Source organism: Fundidesulfovibrio putealis DSM 16056 (genome assembly GCF_000429325.1).
GTDB lineage: Bacteria > Desulfobacterota > Desulfovibrionia > Desulfovibrionales > Desulfovibrionaceae > Fundidesulfovibrio > Fundidesulfovibrio putealis.
Genome location: NZ_AUBQ01000005.1, coordinates 114126 through 133744 on the forward strand (window position 1 = coordinate 114126; position 19619 = coordinate 133744).

Sequence of the window (19619 nt, forward strand, 5' to 3'; positions counted from 1 at the left end):
GGCAGAGCCCGCCGGGTCCAGGGCAGAGCCCTGGCAGGGACTGGGACGGAGTCCCAGCTCCTCTCCGAATCTGGCATTCTCGAGTCTATCACGAGAAAAGCATTGAATATATGCGTGAAAAACAGTTCATGTTTTTCACGTATGCGCCCTCCTATTCAACAACATATCTCACGCTGTCACTCCTGCCCTGGCTGTCCACCACCATGAGCTTGTGCGTTCCCGGTGCCAGCTCCACGAAGAGCGGCTCTCCGGGCGCGCCGTGGGCCAGCAGCAGCCCGTCCTGGAACCAGTGCAGCCGCCCGGCGTCCGGCCCGGCCTGGGCAGTGAGCCCCACGCGCTGGAACTGCGCGGGGGCGTCGGGGCGCACCTGATAGACCACCTGCGGCTTGGGCGAGGTGATGCGCGGCGGCTGGCCGCCTTGTGCTTCGGGGCAGTCGGGGCTGGGGGCGGGGATCTCGGCCACGGGCATGCCCCCGGCACGCCACCAGGAGGTCAGCTCGGCGGGGTGCTCGGTTATGACTTCCTGTCGCACGTCGCGTCCGTCCAGACAGGCCCCGGCCACGCGAAGGCCGGTGGCGGCGTCCACCAGGACGCGCTTGTGAATGGAGCAGGGGGCAAGCACCGTGACGCCGGGGATGGCGGTGAGCTTTATGCGGTGTACGCAGTCCGGGCCGGGGAGCTGGCGAGACACTGCGCAGACTTCCACCTCGGCGAGGTTCAGGCCGTCGGGCCTTGGCAGGCCGGAACCGTCGGGCTCCAGGGTGCGGAATATGTCGAACAGGAGCGGCGCGGCCTGTCGCGCGCCGGAGATGCCCTTGACGGCGCGGCCTTGCACGTTGCCGGTCCACACGCCCACGGCGTAGCGCGAGGAGTAGCCCAGGGCGAAGGCGTCGCGGTGGCCAAACGAGGTGCCGGTCTTCCAGGCCACGGCGGGAACCCCCTTGGCTCGTTCAATGCCGCCGGGCAGGTCCGGGCGCTCCAGACGGGAGAGGATGTCCGTGACCAAGGCGCAGGCTTCCGGGGAGAAAAGTCGGGAGACGGAGTTCGGCGGACGGTCGGCCAGAATTCGGGGCTGCCCGTGCAGGCCGCCGCTGCCCAGCGTGGCGTAGAGGTTGGTGAGGTCCAGAAGGCTCACCTCGCCGCCGCCCAGGATCAGCGACAATCCGTAATGGGAGGCGGGCCGGTCCAGGCTGCGCAGGCCCCCCTGGCGCAGAAGCGCCAGGAAGCGGTCCTGCCCCACCTCGGAGAAGAGTCGTACCGCCGGGGCGTTCAGCGAGTGGATGAGCGCGTCGCGGGCCTCCACGCGGCCACGGTAGGTGCCGTCGTAGTTGTGCGGGTCGTAGCTGCCCAGGGTGATGGGGATGTCCAGGATGAGGCTTTCGGGCGCGATGAGCCCTTCTTGAAATGCCTGGGCGTAGAGGAAGGGTTTGAGCGCCGAGCCGGGCGAGCGCCTGGCCGTGGCCGCGTTGACGCGCCCGAAGCGGGAGATGTCCTGATAGTCGGCGGAGCCTGCCAGGGCCAGCACCTCTCGGGTCCTGACGTCCAGCACCACCACGGCGGCGTTCTCCACGCCCTGGGCGCGAAGCTCGATGAGGCGCGAGCGCATCACCTGGCGGGCCAGCTCCTGCACGCGGCTGTCCAGGGTGGTGCGGATGCGCGGCTGGCCAGGGTCGCGGTCTTTCAACATCTGGGCCAGATGCGGCGCGATGAGCGGCGGGCGCGTCAGGCGTTCGGGCAGGGGCTGGTCGGCGGCCTCCAGGGCTGCGGCATACGGGGCTGCGCCGGTGGCGGCCATGGCCGAGAGCACCGAGGCGCGGGCCAGCCCGGCGGTGTGGGGGCGGCGCACGGGATGATAGCGGTTGGGCGCGCGCGGGATGGCGGTCAACAGTGCGGACTCGGCCAGGGACAGGGCGGCGGGGGACTTGCCGAAGTAGAACCAACTGGCCGCGCCAATGCCCACCATGTTGCCGCCGAACGGGGCAAGATTGACGTAGAACTCAAGAATTTCGGGTTTGGTGAAGTGGCGCTCCAGTTGGAAGGCCCGGAAACACTCGATGAGCTTGGACCCCATGGTGCGGGGCTTGGGCTCGGCCAGACGCGCCACCTGCATGGTGATGGTGGAGCCGCCGCGCACCACGCGCCCGGCCCGCAGGTTGGACACGGCCGCCTTCAGGATGGACGCGGGGTTCACGCCGGGATGGATGAAGAAGCGGCGGTCTTCGCTGGCGAGAACCGCGTCCAGGAACACCGGGGCCACCTCGGACAGGGCCACGGGGAAGCGCCAGGACTGGTCCGGGGCCAGGAAGAAACGGATGGGCGCGTCGCGGTTGTCCAGCACCACGGTGGCGGCGGGCGGGGTCAGGCGCTCCACCGGGAAGGGAAACAGCGCGTCAAGCGCCAGGAAGGCGGCTGGCGGCGCAAGGAGCAGCACAAGGGCGACGGCCAGAAGCCGCCGCCCCCGTTTTCCAATCGTCATTGACCGCCTTCCACGCTCATGGCTCCAAGGTCGGTCCCGGCCTTGATCTCGGGATAGTACATGGCCTCGGCCTGGGCCGGGGGCAGGGTGTAGGTGCCGGGGATCACGGCCCGGCACACGGTGTAGACCACCTTCCAGTCGTTTGCGGGCAGGTCCAGGAACACGTTGACCCGGTCGGCCCGGTAGTCGGCGTAGGAGGTGACCGCCGGTTCGGCTTTCTCACCCATCCAGGGCAGGCGGTCCGTGGTGTCGAGCCTCGGGTTCTCCACCTCAAGGCCGGAAGGCAGAAGCTGCGAGAGCGCCACGTGGCCCACCGGCCCGGATGTGGAGCGCAGCGAGGTCTTGACCACCACCATGGCCCCCTGGGGGAGCTTGGCCATGTTCAGGGGTTTGCCCTCGCGGTCCAGGAACTCGCGGGTGATCTCCAGGCCGTTGGAGAAGGGCTTGTAGGAGTCGCGCTGCGGAATGCCGCGCGCGTCCAGGGTGTAGAACACGCTGCCGGGGGCGCAGCCGGGGTCCAGGGCCAGACTTAAGGGGCCGTCTCCCTGGATGTTCTTCATGACGGTGACTTTCGCGGTGTCGAAGCGGGCCAGCGCGTTCTGGCCTGCCAGCACCTGCCCGGCGCAGGTTCCCGTGGCCTGCTGGCGCGCGAACAGCTTGCCCATGGCCATGAAGGCCATTCCGGCCTCCTGGGTGGAATAGATCGGGGTGGTCTCCATGAGGCGGGCAAGTTCCCGCGCTGTAGCTGCGGTCTCGGGCGCGGCGGGGTTTGCATCGGCCAGGGCCGCCAGGGTCAGGGCCACGGCGCGAAGCGGCGAATCGAACACGTCGTCCGCACGCGGCGCAGGCGCGGCCTGGGTCAGGTCAGCCAGCAGCGGCTCGCCGCCCTTGGCGTTTCCTGCCGCAACATAGGCCGCAGCCAGGAGCGCCCGGGCGTCCGAGGGCAGCTTCGCGCCGATCTTGGTGCGCAGATGATCCATCATGCCCCGGTCCGGCTTTCCGGCGCGGGCCAGCACGTACAGCCCGTAGGCCTGGGTCTTCTGCCCGCCGAGGGTGGTCTGCTGGCGCTTCACGGACTCGGCCAGATAGGTCATGGCCTGATTAAGCGCCTGCGGGGCCACCTGATACCCGGCCTTGGAGGCTTCCAGCAGGAAGTGGGTGGCGTACACGCTGGCCCAGGGCTGCTCGCGCTCCGCGCCCGGCCACATGCCGAAGCCCCCGGAGTAGTGCTGCATGGACAGCGCCCGGCTGATGCCCTGCTGCACCGCCGCCTCGGGCGAGGACTTGGCCAGCGCTTCCGGCTCCAGTTCACGGGCAAGGTTCGAGAAGTACAGGAGCGGGAAGGCCTTGGACACGGTCTGCTCGATGCAGCCGTAGGGATAGCCCAGGAGCGTCTCCAGCTTCCCGGCGTAGCGCACCAGGGGATAGCGCCCCAGGCGCAGGTCGCGCCGCAGGGTTCCGGGCAGGAAGCCCGCCGCATCGGCGGCCTTCAGGTCAACCACCGGGCCTTCGTTGGAACCGGACAGGATGCGGCTCACGGCGGGCAGCGGCGAGCGCACCAGCAGTTCTGCCCGCGCGTCCGTGGATTCATTGTTGCCCACGGCTTTGAGCGTCAGCGCAGCCACGCCTTCAGCTGAGCCTGTTCGCACGGTGAAGAACACGGTGCGGTCCTTGCCGCTGGGGATATCCAGCGATTTAACCGGCTCGTCCGCGTTCATGGGGCCGGACGCGTCCAGGGACAGCTTGAAACTGCCGTCCGCACCGGTGTCATTTCGAAGCGTCACGGGCAGGCGCATGGTCTCGTCCATCTGGGCGAAGCGCGGGAAGGTGGGCAGGAGCACCAGCGGGCTTTTGACGCGCGTCATGTGCTGGGCCGAGCCGAAGCGCAGCCCGTTCACGGCCACGGCCATGATGCGCAGCGCCCCCTGGAACTGGGGCAGCTCGATGGTCCACTGCACGCGGCCCTGGGCGTCGGCCTTCAGCGGGCCGGACCAGTAGGCCACGGATTTTTCGCCCTGGGGCGATTCGGTGCGCAGGAAGCGGCTCAGGTCTTCGTCGCCGCCAGCAGGCGACTTCTTCACCTGGGGCTTGGCCTCGGGCAGGAGCATGGCCCAGGTGTCGTAGGAGGTCACCTCCAGGCCGCGCTTGGCGTAGAAGGCGGCCCAGGGGTCAGGGGTCTTCTGGGCGATCAGCTGCAGGATGCCCTCGTCCACGGCGGCCAGGGTCACGATGGACCCCGGATCGGCCTTGGCGGTGATGGTCAGCTTGGTCTTGGGTTTGACCAGCTCAGGGGCCATGATGGCCACGTTCTGGCGTCCGGCCTCGCGGGCCACGTTAAGGGACAAGGTGCCGAAGGCCCGCCCGGCCTGGTTGGAGTGCACGTCCGTGCCTTTTCGGGCCAGCATGCCCGTGACGTACACGTTGGGCGCGTAGCCGGGCTTAATCGGCACGCTGACCTCGCCGGTGTTGGCGGGCAGGTCCACCACGTACACGTCCTTCACGCCGGTGGATTCCACGGTGAGCAGCAGCTTGCCGGGGAAGGGCGCGCGCACCTGGAGCTTGGCGGTCTCGCCGGGCAGGTAGTCGGTCTTGCCTGCGACGAATTCCAGGCGAGCCGGGTTTTCCATGGCCCAGGGGTTGTAGCCCTGGCCGTCGGCCCAGAAGCTGAGCTGCACGGCGGACCCGGTGGCCGGGTCGGTCAGCATCAGCCGGTAGCTGCCGTATTTGGGCGGAGTGAAGGCCACCTGCCCCTTGGCTCCGGGGGAGGCCAGCACGCGCTTCTCCACCAGCTTGGCGTCGCGCTTGGTCTCATACTTGAAGCCGCGCCCGTCCTCGGTGCGGCGAAGCACGGTCTGCCAGCGGTCCTCGAAGAGTTCCGCTGTCAGGGCCTGCACCTGGGCCTCCTGGCCCTGGCCGTCCAGCACCACGTACTCGAACGTATGGGCTTGGCCGGGGGCAAGGCCCGAGTCGCCGAGCTTCTTGAGGCCCGGATAGGCCGGGTAGGCGTCCACGGGGATCTTCACCCGCGCGGCCACGCCGCGCCCGCCAGCCTCGCTGACCCTGGCCGTGACCACGGCATACAGGGCCGCTGGGGGCTTAAGGCCTGCCGGGACGGCTGCGGCGAACGCGGCGCGCCCCTCATCATCCAACTGGGCCTGCTCCTGGGAGATGGTCTGGGGCTCGAACACGCGCTCCGGGTCGCCAAAGACGTAGCCATCGAAACCCTTGGGGGCAAACGGCGCGGGGGTGAGCACCACCTGGGCCTCGCTTGCCATGCCCGACGCCGGAGCGCCGAAGAGGTAGCGGCCCTCCACGGTGAATTTGAGGTCCTTGCCGGGGGCGGCGCGCTCCACGTCCGGCTTCACGGCGGTGGAGATGCGGTCGGGCTTGAAGTCCTCCACCTGGAAGTGGTACTGGCCGATGGGCTCGTCGCCCACCATGGCCTCCAGCAGGTACGGCCCGGTGGGGAAGTGCACGGGCATGGTGCGCGAAAATGCCACGAGGCCCTGGGCGTCGGTCTTGACCGTCTCCAGGCCGATCTCGCGCCCCTGCGGGTCGGACCAGCGCAGCTTCACGGGCATGGGGGCCGGGGTCTTGAGGCTCGGGTCGCGCACGGCGATCATGCCCGCGGCGGTCTCGCCGGGGCGGTAGATGTCGCGCTCGCCCCACAGGAAGGCCTGATAGCCCGCCTTGGCGACTTCCACGCCGGATACGTCAAGGCCCGTCATGTCGGTCTGGAAGCGCTCGAACTGCAGGAAGGAGTAGTCCGTGTCCTTTTCCACGGTGATCATGTAGGGCTGGCGATCCTCGCCGAGCTCCGAAAGGCCGATCCCGAGCCACAGGCCGCGCGCGTCGGTGGTGCCCTGCCAGATGACCTGGTTCTTGGAGGAGAGCACCTTCACCCGCGCCCCGGCCACCGGGGACAGGTCTTTGAGCGAACTGACCCAGACCATGATGTCGTCATGCCCGCGCTTGGCCGCGACGCCCAGGTCCGTGATGAGCATCCAGCGCTGGTCCTGCCAGCTCTGGTAGGAGTTGCCGCCTTCCTTAGCGCCCAGGCGCACCCGGTACAGGCCGGGCTCGAAGTCCTTGAGGTGCGGCCACAGGTCCGTGGTGGTGCGCTGCTGCTGGTTCTTCACCTTGGGCGTCTTCACCGTGTAGTCGGCCAGGGAGTCCCCCAGGTAGGGCAGAAGCTCCATGTCCGCGCCGTACTCTGCGTCGCCGAAGGTGGTCTCGTCGTAGTAGTTCAGGCTGAAGAAGATGTTGTTGCGGTACACGCGCTCCACGTTCACGCGAACGGAAGCCGTGTTCACGGACCTGACCGCCACGGACTTGGAGCCGCTCTTGGTCAGGAACATGCCCTTGTCCGCGAAGGAGGCCGAGGGGCCAAGGTCCGGCAGGTTCACGGTGAGGCTCTGGCGTCCGGCGAGGCTCCTGCCGTCCATGGCCTTGAAGCCCTGGTCCAGGGCCAGGGTGTAGGCATTCCCGGCCTGGAAGGGGCCGCGCAGGCGGATGGAGCGGTCGGGTTCGGTCTCTTCGATGGTGAAGGCCACCTGGGGCGTGACGCTTAAAGCACGCTTCACCTCGCCGGGATCGACCTTGGCGCTGAAGCGCAGCGTGATCACGGCGGGTTCGTTGTCCTGGGGCGGGTAGGGCTCGGCGCGCTCCAGGGAGAAGTCGCCGCCGGTCTCGGGGATGGCCGCGATCTGGGCCTGCCAGGCCTCGCCGGGTCCGCCGCCCAGGCACACGCCGTCGATGTCGCGGTCCACGCGCACGGTCAGGGTGCGCTTGGGATCGAGCGGCACGGGTTCGCTGACCAAGAGGATCTGGCCGCCAGGGCCGCCCTGCATGTCCGGATCGTCTTGGCCTTCCTGGCCTTCCTGGCCTTCCTCGCCGGGCTTTTTGTCGGGATACTGGGCGGCGATGGGGCGCGCTTCGCCGCGCAGGGGGTCGATGAACGTCACCTTTCGCAAGAGGGCTTGCCGGTCCACCGTGCCGTTGAAGGACATCCACACATAGGCCCGGCCCTTGGTCTTGTCCTCGGGCGTTATGTCGAAATAGGTGCGGAACTCGCGCAGCCACAGGCAGCTCTGGGCCACGGTGATGGTCTTGTCCCCGCTAAGCGCCGTGCCCTGGGGCAGGAAGGCTTCGGGGTTGGCGGTCAGCTTGTAGTTCTGGCTGGTGCTGAAGCGGTTGCCGGACTTGGCCGTGAAGGTGAGCACCTGCGGCGCGGACCAGGACCACTGGCCGGGGAGCTCCGGGTCCAGGGCGAAGGGCGAGCCTTCCAGGGGCTTCTCCAGCATGGCCTCGCCGATGGGCTTGTCGAACACGATGTGTAGGGTGTTTCTGTGTTTCCAGTCCACGGAGAACTTGGCGATGGACACGGTGTTGCGGGCCTTGTCGGGCGTCGCGGGAGCGGGGCCGGCCGGAGCAGGGGAGACCGCCTGGGTCTGGGCGCCCTGTTGTCCGGCAGCCTGCCCGGCGCTTTGGTCCGACGTTTGGCCGGGCGCCAAGCGATCCTGGCCACGCCACAGGAAATATCCCTGGATGCCCACCACCAGCAGCAACACGATGATCACAAGCGTTTTGACCGATGACGGGGCGCCGTTCTGGCTCATGGGCGAACTCCTGGGATTTGATACTGTTCCTGCCACGATAGCACGACGGCGCGCTTTTGCAACGCCTGACGAAAGCCTTGTCAAGCTTGACGCGCCGGGGGCTTTCGCACATAAGGCGGAAGTTATGAACAACACCCCCAAGACGCTCAGCGTGGTCATTCCCGTGTACAACGAGAAGGCCACCATTCTGGAAATCCTGGACCGCGTGCAGGCTCAACCCGAGGTGAACGAGGTGGTCCTGGTGGACGACTTCTCCACGGACGGCACGCGCGACGTGCTGCGTACGCTGGAAGGCCGGGAGAACGTCCGGGTGCTGTATCATCCGGTGAACCGGGGCAAGGGCGCGGCCCTTCGCACCGGCTTCGCCGCCGCCACCTGCGACATGGTGCTCATCCAGGACGCCGACCTGGAGTACGACCCCGCCGACTACCCGAGCCTCCTGGCCCCCCTGCTGATAGGCCGGGCGGACGCCGTGTTCGGCTCGCGTTTTCTGGGCGGCACGCACCGCGTGCTCTATTTCTGGCACTATCTGGCCAACCGCTTCCTGACGCTTCTCTCCAACGTGTTCACGGGGCTGAACCTCACGGACATGGAGGTCTGCTACAAGGTGTTCAGGCGCGACGTGCTTGAGCGCATGGACCTGGTATGCGACCGCTTCGGCATCGAGCCGGAATTGACCGCCAAGGTGGCCCGCCAGCGCGTGCGCGTCTACGAGGTGCCCGTGTCCTACTACGGACGCACCTACGACGAGGGCAAGAAGATCGGCTGGCGCGACGGCGTGGCCGCCGTCTACTGGATCGTGCGCTTCGGACTGGGGCGCTAGAAGCCCCTCCCGCGCGACCGCGCCCCATCGTTTCCCCATGCCCCACAACGACGACACGTCCCTCGAATCCTACTGCTTCGACCTGCCCGACGAGTTGATCGCCCAGGTCCCTGCCGAGCCGCGCGACTCCTCGCGCCTGCTGGTGGTGGACAAGGGGCGGGGCGTTCGTTGCGAGGCCGCTTTTTCCGATCTGGCCGATTTTCTGCCCGAGGGCGCGCTGCTGGTGGCCAACAACTCCAAGGTGCTGCCCGCGCGGCTTCTGACCAGAAAGCCCACGGGCGGGACGCTTGAGTTCCTGCTGCTGACGCCCCTGCCGCTGCTTCAGGCGCGCGAAAGCGGCGGCTGGCTGGAGGCGCAGGCCCAGGGGCTTTTGCGTGCCTCCAAGAAGCCCAGGTCCGGCGAGACCTTCGCCTTCGCGCCTGATCTTGGCGTCACGGTGGTGGAACGCGGCGAGTTCGGCCTGTCGCGGGTGATTCTCAATTGGCAGGGAAATCTGGCGGAGATCTTCGAACGCATCGGGCACATCCCGTTGCCGCCCTACATCCGCCGCCCGACGGTCAAGGCTGCACCGGCTGGCGCGCAAGGGGGCGATTCTCCAGCTTCAGGGACCGGCCTGATTTCCGACTCTGCCGGGCCTGGCTCTTCAGCACGCTCCGGGCCGCATCCGGTCGATACCTCCGGACTTCCTGGCGACGGGCACTCCCCCGAATGCGCTTCCGAAGATCCGCCCGTGAGTCCTGTCGACGACCGCGTCCGCTACCAGACTCTCCACGCCCGCGACGACCGCCAGGGTTCCGTGGCCGCGCCCACGGCGGGGTTGCATTTCACGCCCCAGGTGCGCGAGGCGCTGGCCGCGCGCGGCTTCGGCTGGGCCGAAGTGAGCCTCTACGTGGGCTACGGCACCTTCAGCCCGGTGCGCGCCGCCGACATCCGCGACCACCGCATGCACGCCGAATTCGTGGAAGTGCCCGAGGCCACCGCCCAGGCCGTGATCACCGCCAAGGCCCAGGGGCGGCCAGTGTTCGCCGTGGGCACCACCTCGGCCCGCGCCCTGGAGGGCAGCGTGCGCGAGGCCGGGAAAATCGCCCCGTTCGCGGGCTGGACGGACATCTTCATCCGCCCCGGCCATCCGTTCGCCGTGGTGGACGGCATGCTCACCAATTTTCATTTGCCCGGCTCGTCCCTAGTGATTATGGTTGCCGCCCTGGCCGGGAAGAGCATCATTCTGGACGCATACACCCATGCGGTACGCGAACGTTTCCGGTTTTTTTCGTACGGCGACGCCATGCTCATCCGCTGACCAGGCCGGATCTGCATCCAAGGAGACCATCCCTATGTCGCGAATTGTCATCGACGAGGGGCGCTGCAAAGGCTGCCTGCTCTGCACCACGGTCTGCCCCGTGACCATCATCCGCCAGTCGCGGAACATGAACGCGCAGGGGTACAAGATCGTCGAAGTCGAGCCCGAGCGCTCGGGCGAGTGCACCGGCTGCACCGCCTGCGCGCAGATGTGCCCGGATCTGGCCATCGTGGTCTACCGCACCCGCAAGGGCAAGGAGGCCGCATAATGGCCGACCAACGCATCTTCGTGAAGGGCAACGAGGCAGTGGCCATGGGCGCGCTGGACGCCGGGCTCAAGGGCTACTTCGGCTACCCCATCACCCCCCAGAACGAAATCCCCGAATTCATGAGCAAGTACCTGCCCGAGGCCGGGGGCGCGTTCGTCCAGGCCGAGAGCGAGCTCGCGGCCATCAACATGGTGCTGGGCGCGGCCTCCACCGGCAAGCGAGCCATGACCTCCTCCTCGGGGCCTGGCATCTCGCTCATGCAGGAGACCATCTCCAACATGGCCGGCGGCGAGACCCCCTGCGTCATCGTGAACATGATGCGCGGCGGGCCGGGCGTGGGCGACATCAACACCGCCCAGGGCGACTACTTCCAGGCCACGCGCGGCGGCGGCCACGGCGACTACCGCACCCCCTGCCTGGCCCCGGCCACCTGCCAGGAAGCCTACGACCTGACCATCGCGGCCTTCGACCTGGCCTTCGCCTACCGCACCCCGGTGCTCCTGGTGGGCGACGCCATCCTGGGCCAGATGAAGGAGCCGCTGCTGCGCCGCCCGCCCATCGCCATCGACCCCGCCGAAGGAGCCGACTGGCGCCTTGGCGGCACCAGCGGGCCGAACCGCCGCTTCGTGCGCTCCCTGCATCTGGCCGAGGGGAAGCTTGCCGAAGTGAACCTGCGCCTTCAGGAAAAATACCGCGCCATCCAGGCCCACGCCCGCTTCGAGAGCTTCCAGACCGAGGATGCGGAGCTTGTGGTGGTGGCCTTCGGGTCCACCGGGCGCATCGTCAAGTCGGGCGTGCGCAAGCTGCGCGCCAGGGGCCTCAAGGTGGGGCTGTTCCGGCCCATCAGCCTGTATCCCTTCCCGGAGCAGGCGCTTCGCGACCTGGCCTATTCGGGCAAACGCTTCCTGACCATCGAGCACAACATGGGCCAGATGGTGGACGACGTGCGCCTGGCCGTGCGCGGCCTGGCCGACTCCGACTTCTACGGGGCGCTGCCCGGCAACATCCCCAATCCCGACGAGTTCGAGGCCGCCATCGAACGCGCCTGCGCGTGAGGACCTCCATGAGCGAAACCATAGCATTCACCCGCACTCCCTCCGTGGCGGACGTGGCCAGCCACTACTGCCCCGGCTGCCAGCACGGCGTGGCCCACAGGCTGGTGGCCGAATACCTGGATGGCATGGGCCTTGCCGAGAAGACCATCATGGTCACCTCCATCGGCTGCTCGGTGCTCCTGTACAACTACCTGCTGTTCGACGCGGTTGAGGCCCCCCACGGGCGCGCCCCGGCTGCGGCCACGGGCATCAAGCGCACCAACCCGGACAAGGTGGTGTTCACCTATCAGGGCGACGGCGACCTGGCCTCCATCGGCATGGGCGAGATCATGCACGCCGCCAATCGGGGCGAGCGCATCACCGTGGTGTTCGTCAACAACACCGTCTACGGCATGACCGGCGGCCAGATGGCCCCCACCACCCTGATCGGCCAGAAGACCACCACCAGCCCCGCCGGGCGCTGCTCCTCGAACGAGGGCATGCCCATGCGCATGGCCGAGATCATGGCCGCGCTTCCCGGCGTGGCCTTTTCGGCCAGGGTGGCGCTCAACTCGGTGAAGCACATCGCCCAGGCCAAGAAGGCCATGCGCCACGCCTTCGAGGCGCAGTTGGAAGACCGGGGCCTGGGGTTCGTGGAGCTTCTGGCCACCTGCCCCACCAATTGGAAGATGGACGCGGTCCAGGCCAACGAGCGCATCGAAAAAGAGCTGATCCCTTATTATCCCCTGGGCGTGTTCAAGGACGCCAAGAAAAGCGGGGTGTGCTGATGTACGCGGACGTCATCATCGCCGGATTCGGCGGCCAGGGCGTGGTCCTGGCCGGAACGCTACTGGCCCAGGCGGCCATGGAGCACGGCCTGCACGTCACCTTCATGCCTGTGTACGGCCCGGAGATGCGCGGCGGCACTGCCAACTGCACCGTGGTCATCTCCGACGAGGAGATCGGCTCGCCCATCATCCAGAGTCCGGTGGGGCTCATCGCCCTGAACCGGCCCTCGCTCGAGAAGTTCCAGCCCAGGCTGGCCGACGGCGGGGTGCTGGTGCTGAACTCCTCGCTCATGGACGCGGAGCTGGCCGACGTTTCGCGCGTGAAAGCCAGCGCCGTGCCCTGCAACGAGATCGCCGAGCAGGTGGGCAACGCCCGCATGGTGAACATGGTGGCCCTGGGGGCGTACGCCAAGGCCTCGGGCGCGCTGCCGCTCTCGCGGCTCCAGCAGGCGCTCAGCCACGTGATCCCCGGCCATTACAGCCACATGATTCCCAAGAACGCCGAAGCCTTGCAGGCAGGCTACGACGCGGCATGATCTGACCAACAGGGGGGCACGGCCCCCCTTTTTCATGCCCGCGTCCGCGCCCGCCCGCCCAAGAGACCCCACATGTCGCAGATACGCATCCCCGAGAAGATTTTCGGCATCATCGGCCATCCGCTGGCCCAGACCATGTCGCCGCTTTTGCACAACTGGGGGTTTGAGCTCATGGGCGTGCGCGCCTGCTACATGGCCTTCCCCACGCCCCCGGAGAGGCTGGCTGCCTTTGTCCAGGCCGTGCGGACCCTGCCGGTTTCGGGCCTCTCGGTCACCATTCCCCATAAGGAGGCCGTGATCCCGCTGCTGGACTGCGTCTCGCCGCTGGCCGAGCGCACGGGTGCGGTGAACACCCTGGTCTGGGAGAATGGTCAGCTGGTAGGCCACAATACCGACGTGGCCGGGTTCGTGTCGCCGCTTCTGGAGCGCGAGGCCTGGCACGGCGCCATGCCCGCCTCGGCCCTGGTGCTGGGAGCCGGAGGCGCGGCCAAGGCCGTTCTGGCCGGGCTTCATGAGATCGGTGTGGAGCAGGTGACGGTCAGCAACCGCGACTTCGCGCGCGCCGCCGCCCTGGCTGCGCAGTTTTCGGCCAACGCCGTGGCCTGGGAGCGCCGCCACAACGTGGAGGCGCATCTGGTGGTGAACACCACCCCCATGGGCATGACCGGCAAGGCCCCGGATGTGTCGCCGCTGCCCAGGGAGTACTGGACGCGCGACCAACTGGCCTACGACCTGGTCTACAATCCGCGCCGCACGCTCTTTCTGCGTGAGGCCCAGGAGGCCGGGGCCGACACCATCGACGGCCTTTCCATGTTCGCGGCCCAGGGCGCGGCCCAGTTCAAGCTCTGGACCGGGCTTGCGCTTCCCATGGCCGAGGCCATGGACCTTCTGGCCGGGGCGCTGGCCGGGGAACAGGCGAAATAGACCGGATTCCATCGCCTCCCGAAAGGCTTTTCCGCCGGAAAAGTCTGTGTTACGCAAAATCAAGGCGTACACATCCGGGATTGCATGGGGTCCGAAGCATGAAGTCCAGATTCGCCAATATTCTGCTCCTGATCGGGTCTACAATGGCGTGCCTCGTCCTCTTGGACGGGGCATTTCGCTTTTATGAGGGCCGGGTCATGACGGCGTCCTACCACCCGGATGGGCCGTCCGTTGACCTGCAAAGCCTCAATTACAACGACTCCAGCGTGCCCAAGGCCAGGCAGGACAGCGAGTTCAGGATACTGAGCTTCGGCGACTCCTTCTGCCACGCCATCGTGCAATTCCCGGCTTCTTACAATGGAGTGGCCCAGGCCCTTCTTTCCCGCCCGGCACGTCCCGTGCGGATCGTCAACTTCGGGGAGCCCAGTTCCTCCTTCCCGCAGTATATCGCAGCCATGGCCAACTGGTGCGGGCAGATCGCGCACGACGCACTCCTGGTGAACATCTTCCTGGGCAACGACCTCTCCGAGGCGGCGCGGGGTGAAGTGCCGGACGACGGGGTCATAAACCGCGTGCTGGGCGACAACTTCGTGGACGTGCAGACCGGGCGCAAGCGCATGAGCCATGTGCCGCGCCTGTTCCCGCTGCGCATGGCAGACTACGCCTATGCCCACTACCTCTGCGCCACCGAAGGGCAGTTCGTGCTGAAGGACGTCCCCCCGCCGTACACCCATGCCCTGGGCCCCCTGGACGACGCCGCGTTCCAGCGCGTGGCGGCGCGCCATCTGGAAGCCTGCGACCCGCAGGCCCTGGGACTTCTCAGGCGCGGGTACGAGGGCGTGGCTGCGCTGGGGCGCTATCTGGCTGGCGAGATGGCCAGGGGAGTGAAAGTGCTGGTGATGCTCTCCCCCGCCGAGGTGCAGGTGAACGACGCCCTGTTCGAGCGGGTGACGGCGCGCATGAACGCCGCCGCGCGCTTCGACCGCGACCTGCCAAACCGGCTGGTGGCTCAGGCGCTGGAAGCCGCCGCGCCGGGCATCCCCGTGCTGGACCTGCTCCCGGTGCTGCGCCGGGCTCTGGATGCGGGCGTCAATCCCTACTACCCCATGGAGACCCACTGGAACGTGGAGGGCAACCGTGTGGCCGCCCAGGCCCTGGCGGAGTGGATCGAGGCCCACTGGCTCGCAGCCTCGCCCGCCCCGCAACTTGCGGGCGGACAGTGAGTTCCGCAGGGCTCGGGACTGCGCGCACGTTATGCCGGGCGGTGAGTCCGGCATAGTTTCTGCTTTACCCGCGCTGACACGCTGTCGTATGCTTCCGCCGATCTTCGGAGTCGCTCCATGCACGTAATTATCCGCGTTTTGGCCCTGTTGCTGCTCGTGGCCGTCCCTTCCTGGGCGCAGCCGACCCCCGTTACCGTAAGCTGGGAGCTGGCCGTGCTGCCCGTGGGCACTGGCGGCGCGCAGCAGATGGCCGTCCTCTGGCTCACGCCAGCGCCTGGGTACAAGGCCTACGCCAACGACCCCGGCCAGTCCGGCATGCCCACCCGCGCCCAGGTGCGCCTGACCCCTACCGGGCAGAACCTGCCGGTGCTCTATCCGCCCGGCAAGTCCGGGCAGGACCTCTACGAGAAGGACAAGACGGTCAACGTCTACGACGTGCCCACGCCGCTCTTCGTGCTGATCCCCGACAACGCGCCGCCGGGCTTCGGCCTGGAGGCCACGGTGAGCCTTTTGGCCTGCACCGACGCCAGCTGCTGGCCCATGCAGCTGGAATCGAGCTTTTCCTCGCGGGAGGTTTCCGCGCCCGCGCCAGCGGACAAAAAGCCCTGGTGGCCCGTTTTCGCCGGGCTTGCCGCCAAGGCGCCGAGCACGCCCGCGCCCGTGCAGGAGACCATAGCCAAGGTGGACAAGGCCGCCAAAGAGTCGGCTTCGTCCTGGAACTTTACGCCGCGTTCCGTGCAGCCCCATCTGGAGGTGGACGGCCTCCTGAAGGCGCTGCCCCTGGCCATCCTGGCCGGGTTCCTCCTGAACCTGATGCCCTGCGTGCTGCCCGTGGCCTGCCTGAAGCTCTCGAGCCTGCTGGCCGCCTGCAACCAGGGCGATATCAGCGACCGCTTCACGCGCATCCGCGAGCACAACGTCTGGTTCGCCCTGGGCATCCTGGGCTATTTCTGCCTGCTGGCCGTGGTGCTTGGGCTGGCCGGACTGGCCTGGGGACAGTTCTTCCAGCAGCCGGGGCTGGTGTTCGGGGCGGCTGCGGTGCTCTTTTCCATGGGCCTGTCGCTGTTCGGGGTGTTTCATCTGCCGGTGATCGACCTCAAAATCGCGGCGCATCCCGGCCACAGCCCCAGGACCCAGGCCCTGGCCACGGGATTTCTGGCCACGCTCCTGGCCACGCCCTGTTCGGGGCCGTTTCTTGGCGGGGTGCTGGCCTGGACGCTCATGCAGCCCGTGCCTGTGGTCATGGCCGTGTTCGTGGGCATCGGCCTGGGCATGGCGCTGCCGTATCTGGTGCTGGCCGCACGGCCCGAGCTGACACGCTTCGTGCCGCGCCCCGGCGCGTGGATGGCCCAGTTGGAAAAACTGGCGGGTTTCCTCATCATGGCCACCTGCCTGTATTTCCTGGCCATACTGCCCCAGCCCCTGCTGGTCCCGGCCCTGGGCGCGCTCCTGGTGGTGGCCCTCGGCTGCCACGCCTGGGGCAGCTGGACCAATCTGTCACAGGGCGCGTTCACCCGATGGTCCATCCGGCTTGCGGCCCTGGCTGTGTCGGTTGCCGCCTGCGCGTGGGCCGTCACGCCGCCCGCGCCCGTGGGCGAGGTGTGGAAGAATTACGACAAGGCCGCGTTCAACCAGTCGCTCGGGCAGGAGAACCTGCTGCTGGATTTCACGGCCGACTGGTGCCCCACCTGCAAGGCCCTGGAGAAAACCGTGTTGGCTCCGGATAAGGTGGCCGCACTCCAAAAGCGCTACGGCTTCACGGCCATCCGCGTGGACCTGACCCGCGAGGACCCTGAGACCATGGCGCTCCTGCGCGCGCTGGGCTCTGCCTCCATCCCGGTGGCGGCCATGTTCCCCAAGGGGGACGGGTCCTCCAGGCCCGTGGTGCTGCGCGACCTGTTCACGGCTTCCCAACTGGAAGACGCCCTGAAAGAGGCTTTCTCCGATGCGAAATAAGTTCCTGGGCACGGGCCAGCCGGGGTTCAACCCCTGGCGCAAGCTGAGGGTCATCGCTTCGGGCCTGCGCTACGCGGTGCTCTACGACCTGTCCGTGGCCTACAAAGTGGTGCTGTCCCTGGCGGTGCTGGTGTTCGCCTTCGCCTACCGGGACTGGGTGGATTTCCTGCTGGTGATGCTGGCCACGGCGGTGATGCTGGCCGCCGAGATCTTCAACAGCGCCGTGGAGGCCATCTGCGACTACCTCCAGACCGCCAAGGACGAGAAGATAAAGGCAATCAAGGACATGGCGGCAGCGGCCACGGGTGTGGCCATCCTGGCCTGGGTGCTGGTGATAGCCTTCGAGATGTTGGAAATATTCGGATGGAGGATCGTGTGACCCAGATGAAGCCTGACCAGAAGGAAGAAGAAACAAAGCCCGAGAAAAAGCGCCCGCTCGATCCCCGGACAGGGGCCATCATCCTGTTCGGATCGCTGGCCGTGGCCGCAGTGGTCACCTGGGCCTTGTCCGTTGCGTTCCCCATCGCCCAGGACACGCTGGGGCGGTTCAACCCTCCGCCGACCAGTGACGGCGCGTGGATGATGATCGGCTCCTGGACCGTGTTCCCGCTGGTGCTGGGCGCGGCCTTCCTGCGCATGGCCAGGGGCGTGGATGTGATGCTCCAGGTGTACGCCTTTGCGGGCGTGACCTATTTCCTGCAAAGCTGGGCCGAGTTCAAGGCCCGCGAGGACATTTCCCTGTGGGCGGAGCTGGCTTTCACCGCCGTGGCGACCCTTGTCTTCCACGCCTTGGCCAAGCGCCACGCTCCGCCCGCAAAGCCGGACGGGGACGAATCAGAGTCCGCGTCCTGAGAGCAGCCAGAAATCGGCCAGGGTCAGGCAGACCATGGCCTCCAGAACAGGGTTGATGCGCGGCACGGCGCAGATGTCGTGCCGTCCGCCCACGGTGATGGTGGTGGCCTCGCCCGAGGTGGTCACCGTGCGCTGCTCCATGGCCACCGAGGGGATGGGCTTCACCGCGCAGCGGACCACCACGTCCTGGCCGGAGCTTATGCCGCCAAGCACTCCGCCCGCCCGGTTTGAGGCAAAGCCCTCCGGGGTGATGGCGTCGTTGTTTTTCGATCCGTAATTCCTCGCGGCCTGCAAGCCTTCCCCGATCTCCACGGCCTTCACCGCCCCAACGCCCATGAGGGCGTAGGCCAGGCGCGCGTCCAGCTTGTCGAACACCGGTTCGCCAAGCCCGGCGGGCAGGCCGCTGGCCGTGACGCAGACCACCGCGCCCAGGGTGTCGCCTTCTTCCTTGGTCTGGCGCACGCGGTCCTCCCAGATCTCCACGACGTGGTCGTCGGGGGCGTAGAAGGGGCGGGTGTGGGCGTTCAGGATGTCGAAGCAGTGGGCGGGAACGTCGCCCAGCTCCTTGGTGTAGGAATAGACCTTGACGCCGTGGCGCTGCAGCAGCAGGCGGGCGATCTCGCCGCCGACAACGCGGGCTGCGGTTTCGCGGCCCGAGGCGCGCCCGCCGCCGCGATAGTCGCGCACGCCGTACTTGGCCTGGTAGGTGAAGTCGGCGTGGCCGGGGCGGAACACGTCCTTGATGTTGGAATAGTCGCGGGAGCGCTGGTCGGTGTTCTCGATGACGAACCCGATGGACGTGCCCGTGGCCACGCCCTCGAACACGCCCGAGAGCAGGCGCACCGCATCGGGTTCCTTGCGGGCGGTGGAGCCGGGGCCGCCCTGTCCTGGCCGTCGCCTGTCCAGGGCTTCCTGGATGAGCTCGGGCGTGATGGGGAGTCCGGCGGGGCAGCCGTCGATGATGCCGCCGAGTGCCGGGCCGTGGGATTCGCCGAATGTGGTGAGCCTGAAAAGGCGTCCGATGGTGTTTCCGCTCATGGGCCGGCACGCTAGCCTGGATGGGGGGGCCGGGGCAAGGGGCTATCTGATGTGATGTGTCTTGAACCGTTCGATTTCATGGCGCATGCGATGTCAGGCACACGGCTGCGGGAGCGTCAAAGCCGGTGGTTCTATCTGACGAGGCGCGCCAGCAGCAGATCGCCAAGGTCGCGGCGCGAATCCAGCACGGCATGGACGTAAACTGCCTCGCCTCGGACTTCGTAGATGATGCGGTAGGGGCCGGAGTGGATTTCCCGGTAGGTCTGCACGCCCGTGAGGAGCATTTCGGGCGTGTAGCGCCCACGATGTGGCATTTCCGCCAGGGAGGCGCATGCTGCGCTGATTTTGTCCAAGACGGCGTCTGCCGCTTCCAGGGAATCATTGTCCGTCAGGAACGCGTCGATTTCATCGAGGTCCTGCTCGGCGTCGATGATGAACCGAAGGTTGAAGGTCGCCACTAGCGGCCCGACCTTTTCCTTCTGATGTCAGCGAACACCTCATCCGCCGCCCGGTGCTTCCCTTCTTCCAGGTTCTTTGAGCTGCGCGCGAGAATCTTCGCCATGGCGAGGCTCTGCTGGATCTTATCGTACTCGCGCACGTCCATGAGCACGGCCTTGGCCTCGCCGTTCTGGGTGATGACGATGGGCTGGCCGTCCTCGGACATCTTACGGATGATCTCGGCGGCGTTGGCCTTGACGTAGCTTATGGGCTTCACGGCCTGGGCGAGTTTCATGGCGGGCCTCCTCGGGGTGAAATCAAATTACGACCGAATTAAGTTCGCGT

General features: G+C 67.4%; 16 protein-coding genes. 11 read left to right on the top strand and 5 right to left on the bottom strand.

The features are described 5' to 3' along the window. Positions 1-151 precede the first annotated feature (151 nt). A complete protein-coding gene (gene pbpC / locus G453_RS0105890) occupies positions 152-2476 on the bottom strand; it encodes a penicillin-binding protein 1C (protein ID WP_043644681.1) in 2325 nt (774 codons plus the stop codon). Continuing rightward, positions 2473-8094, bottom strand: a complete 5622-nt coding sequence (locus G453_RS0105895) for an alpha-2-macroglobulin family protein (protein WP_027190303.1) — start codon at positions 8092-8094, stop codon at positions 2473-2475. The genes pbpC and G453_RS0105895 overlap by 4 nt, the downstream gene beginning before the upstream one ends. Before the next feature lie 124 nt (positions 8095-8218). On the opposite strand from G453_RS0105895, the gene G453_RS0105900 reads away from it, so the two are divergent. The 11 genes from G453_RS0105900 to G453_RS0105950 all read left to right on the top strand — a co-directional run bounded on the left by G453_RS0105900 (position 8219) and on the right by G453_RS0105950 (position 17798). Then, positions 8219-8917, top strand: coding sequence for a glycosyltransferase family 2 protein (locus G453_RS0105900; protein WP_027190304.1), 699 nt, complete (start codon positions 8219-8221; stop codon positions 8915-8917). A 37-nt stretch (positions 8918-8954) separates the two neighbouring features. Then, the gene (locus G453_RS0105905) at positions 8955-10217 is read left to right on the top strand and encodes an S-adenosylmethionine:tRNA ribosyltransferase-isomerase (protein ID WP_027190305.1); all 1263 of its coding nucleotides are present in this window, start codon (positions 8955-8957) and stop codon (positions 10215-10217) included. Positions 10218-10251: 34 nt separating this feature from the next. Beyond that, a complete protein-coding gene (locus G453_RS0105910; RefSeq protein ID WP_027190306.1) occupies positions 10252-10485 on the top strand; it encodes a 4Fe-4S dicluster domain-containing protein in 234 nt (77 codons plus the stop codon). Next, complete coding sequence (locus tag G453_RS0105915) at positions 10485-11540, top strand: 3-methyl-2-oxobutanoate dehydrogenase subunit VorB (protein ID WP_027190307.1); 1056 nt, start codon at positions 10485-10487, stop codon at positions 11538-11540. Before G453_RS0105910 ends, G453_RS0105915 begins: the two co-directional genes overlap by 1 nt. A gap of 8 nt (positions 11541-11548) precedes the next feature. Beyond that, positions 11549-12307: a thiamine pyrophosphate-dependent enzyme gene (locus tag G453_RS0105920; protein WP_027190308.1), complete on the top strand. Its 759-nt coding sequence runs from the start codon at positions 11549-11551 to the stop codon at positions 12305-12307. Next, positions 12301-12843, top strand: coding sequence for a 2-oxoacid:acceptor oxidoreductase family protein (locus tag G453_RS0105925; protein WP_027190309.1), 543 nt, complete (start codon positions 12301-12303; stop codon positions 12841-12843). Before G453_RS0105920 ends, G453_RS0105925 begins: the two co-directional genes overlap by 7 nt. 72 nt (positions 12844-12915) lie before the next feature. Continuing rightward, the gene (gene aroE / locus G453_RS0105930; protein WP_027190310.1) at positions 12916-13767 is read left to right on the top strand and encodes a shikimate dehydrogenase; all 852 of its coding nucleotides are present in this window, start codon (positions 12916-12918) and stop codon (positions 13765-13767) included. 197 nt (positions 13768-13964) lie between these two features. After that, the gene (locus G453_RS0105935) at positions 13965-14990 is read left to right on the top strand and encodes an alginate O-acetyltransferase AlgX-related protein (RefSeq protein WP_027190311.1); all 1026 of its coding nucleotides are present in this window, start codon (positions 13965-13967) and stop codon (positions 14988-14990) included. A gap of 117 nt (positions 14991-15107) precedes the next feature. Next, complete coding sequence (locus tag G453_RS0105940; RefSeq protein WP_051271822.1) at positions 15108-16946, top strand: protein-disulfide reductase DsbD family protein; 1839 nt, start codon at positions 15108-15110, stop codon at positions 16944-16946. Further along, positions 16936-17325, top strand: a complete 390-nt coding sequence (locus G453_RS0105945) for a diacylglycerol kinase (RefSeq protein ID WP_027190313.1) — start codon at positions 16936-16938, stop codon at positions 17323-17325. Before G453_RS0105940 ends, G453_RS0105945 begins: the two co-directional genes overlap by 11 nt. Further along, complete coding sequence (locus G453_RS0105950) at positions 17322-17798, top strand: hypothetical protein (RefSeq protein ID WP_027190314.1); 477 nt, start codon at positions 17322-17324, stop codon at positions 17796-17798. The genes G453_RS0105945 and G453_RS0105950 overlap by 4 nt, the downstream gene beginning before the upstream one ends. Here G453_RS0105950 and aroC read toward each other — a convergent pair. The 3 genes from aroC to G453_RS0105965 all read right to left on the bottom strand — a co-directional run bounded on the left by aroC (position 17781) and on the right by G453_RS0105965 (position 19569). Next, entirely contained in the window at positions 17781-18836 is a 1056-nt protein-coding gene (aroC, locus tag G453_RS0105955) for a chorismate synthase (RefSeq protein ID WP_027190315.1), read from the bottom strand. The two genes, G453_RS0105950 and aroC, sit on opposite strands and share 18 nt — an antisense overlap. 131 nt (positions 18837-18967) lie before the next feature. Further along, positions 18968-19294 carry a type II toxin-antitoxin system RelE/ParE family toxin gene (locus G453_RS0105960; protein WP_027190316.1) on the bottom strand — a complete coding sequence of 109 codons (327 nt, stop codon included), beginning with the start codon at positions 19292-19294 and terminating at the stop codon, positions 18968-18970. Then, positions 19294-19569 carry a type II toxin-antitoxin system Phd/YefM family antitoxin gene (locus G453_RS0105965; protein ID WP_027190317.1) on the bottom strand — a complete coding sequence of 92 codons (276 nt, stop codon included), beginning with the start codon at positions 19567-19569 and terminating at the stop codon, positions 19294-19296. Before G453_RS0105965 ends, G453_RS0105960 begins: the two co-directional genes overlap by 1 nt. Between the last annotated feature and the right edge of the window lie 50 nt (positions 19570-19619).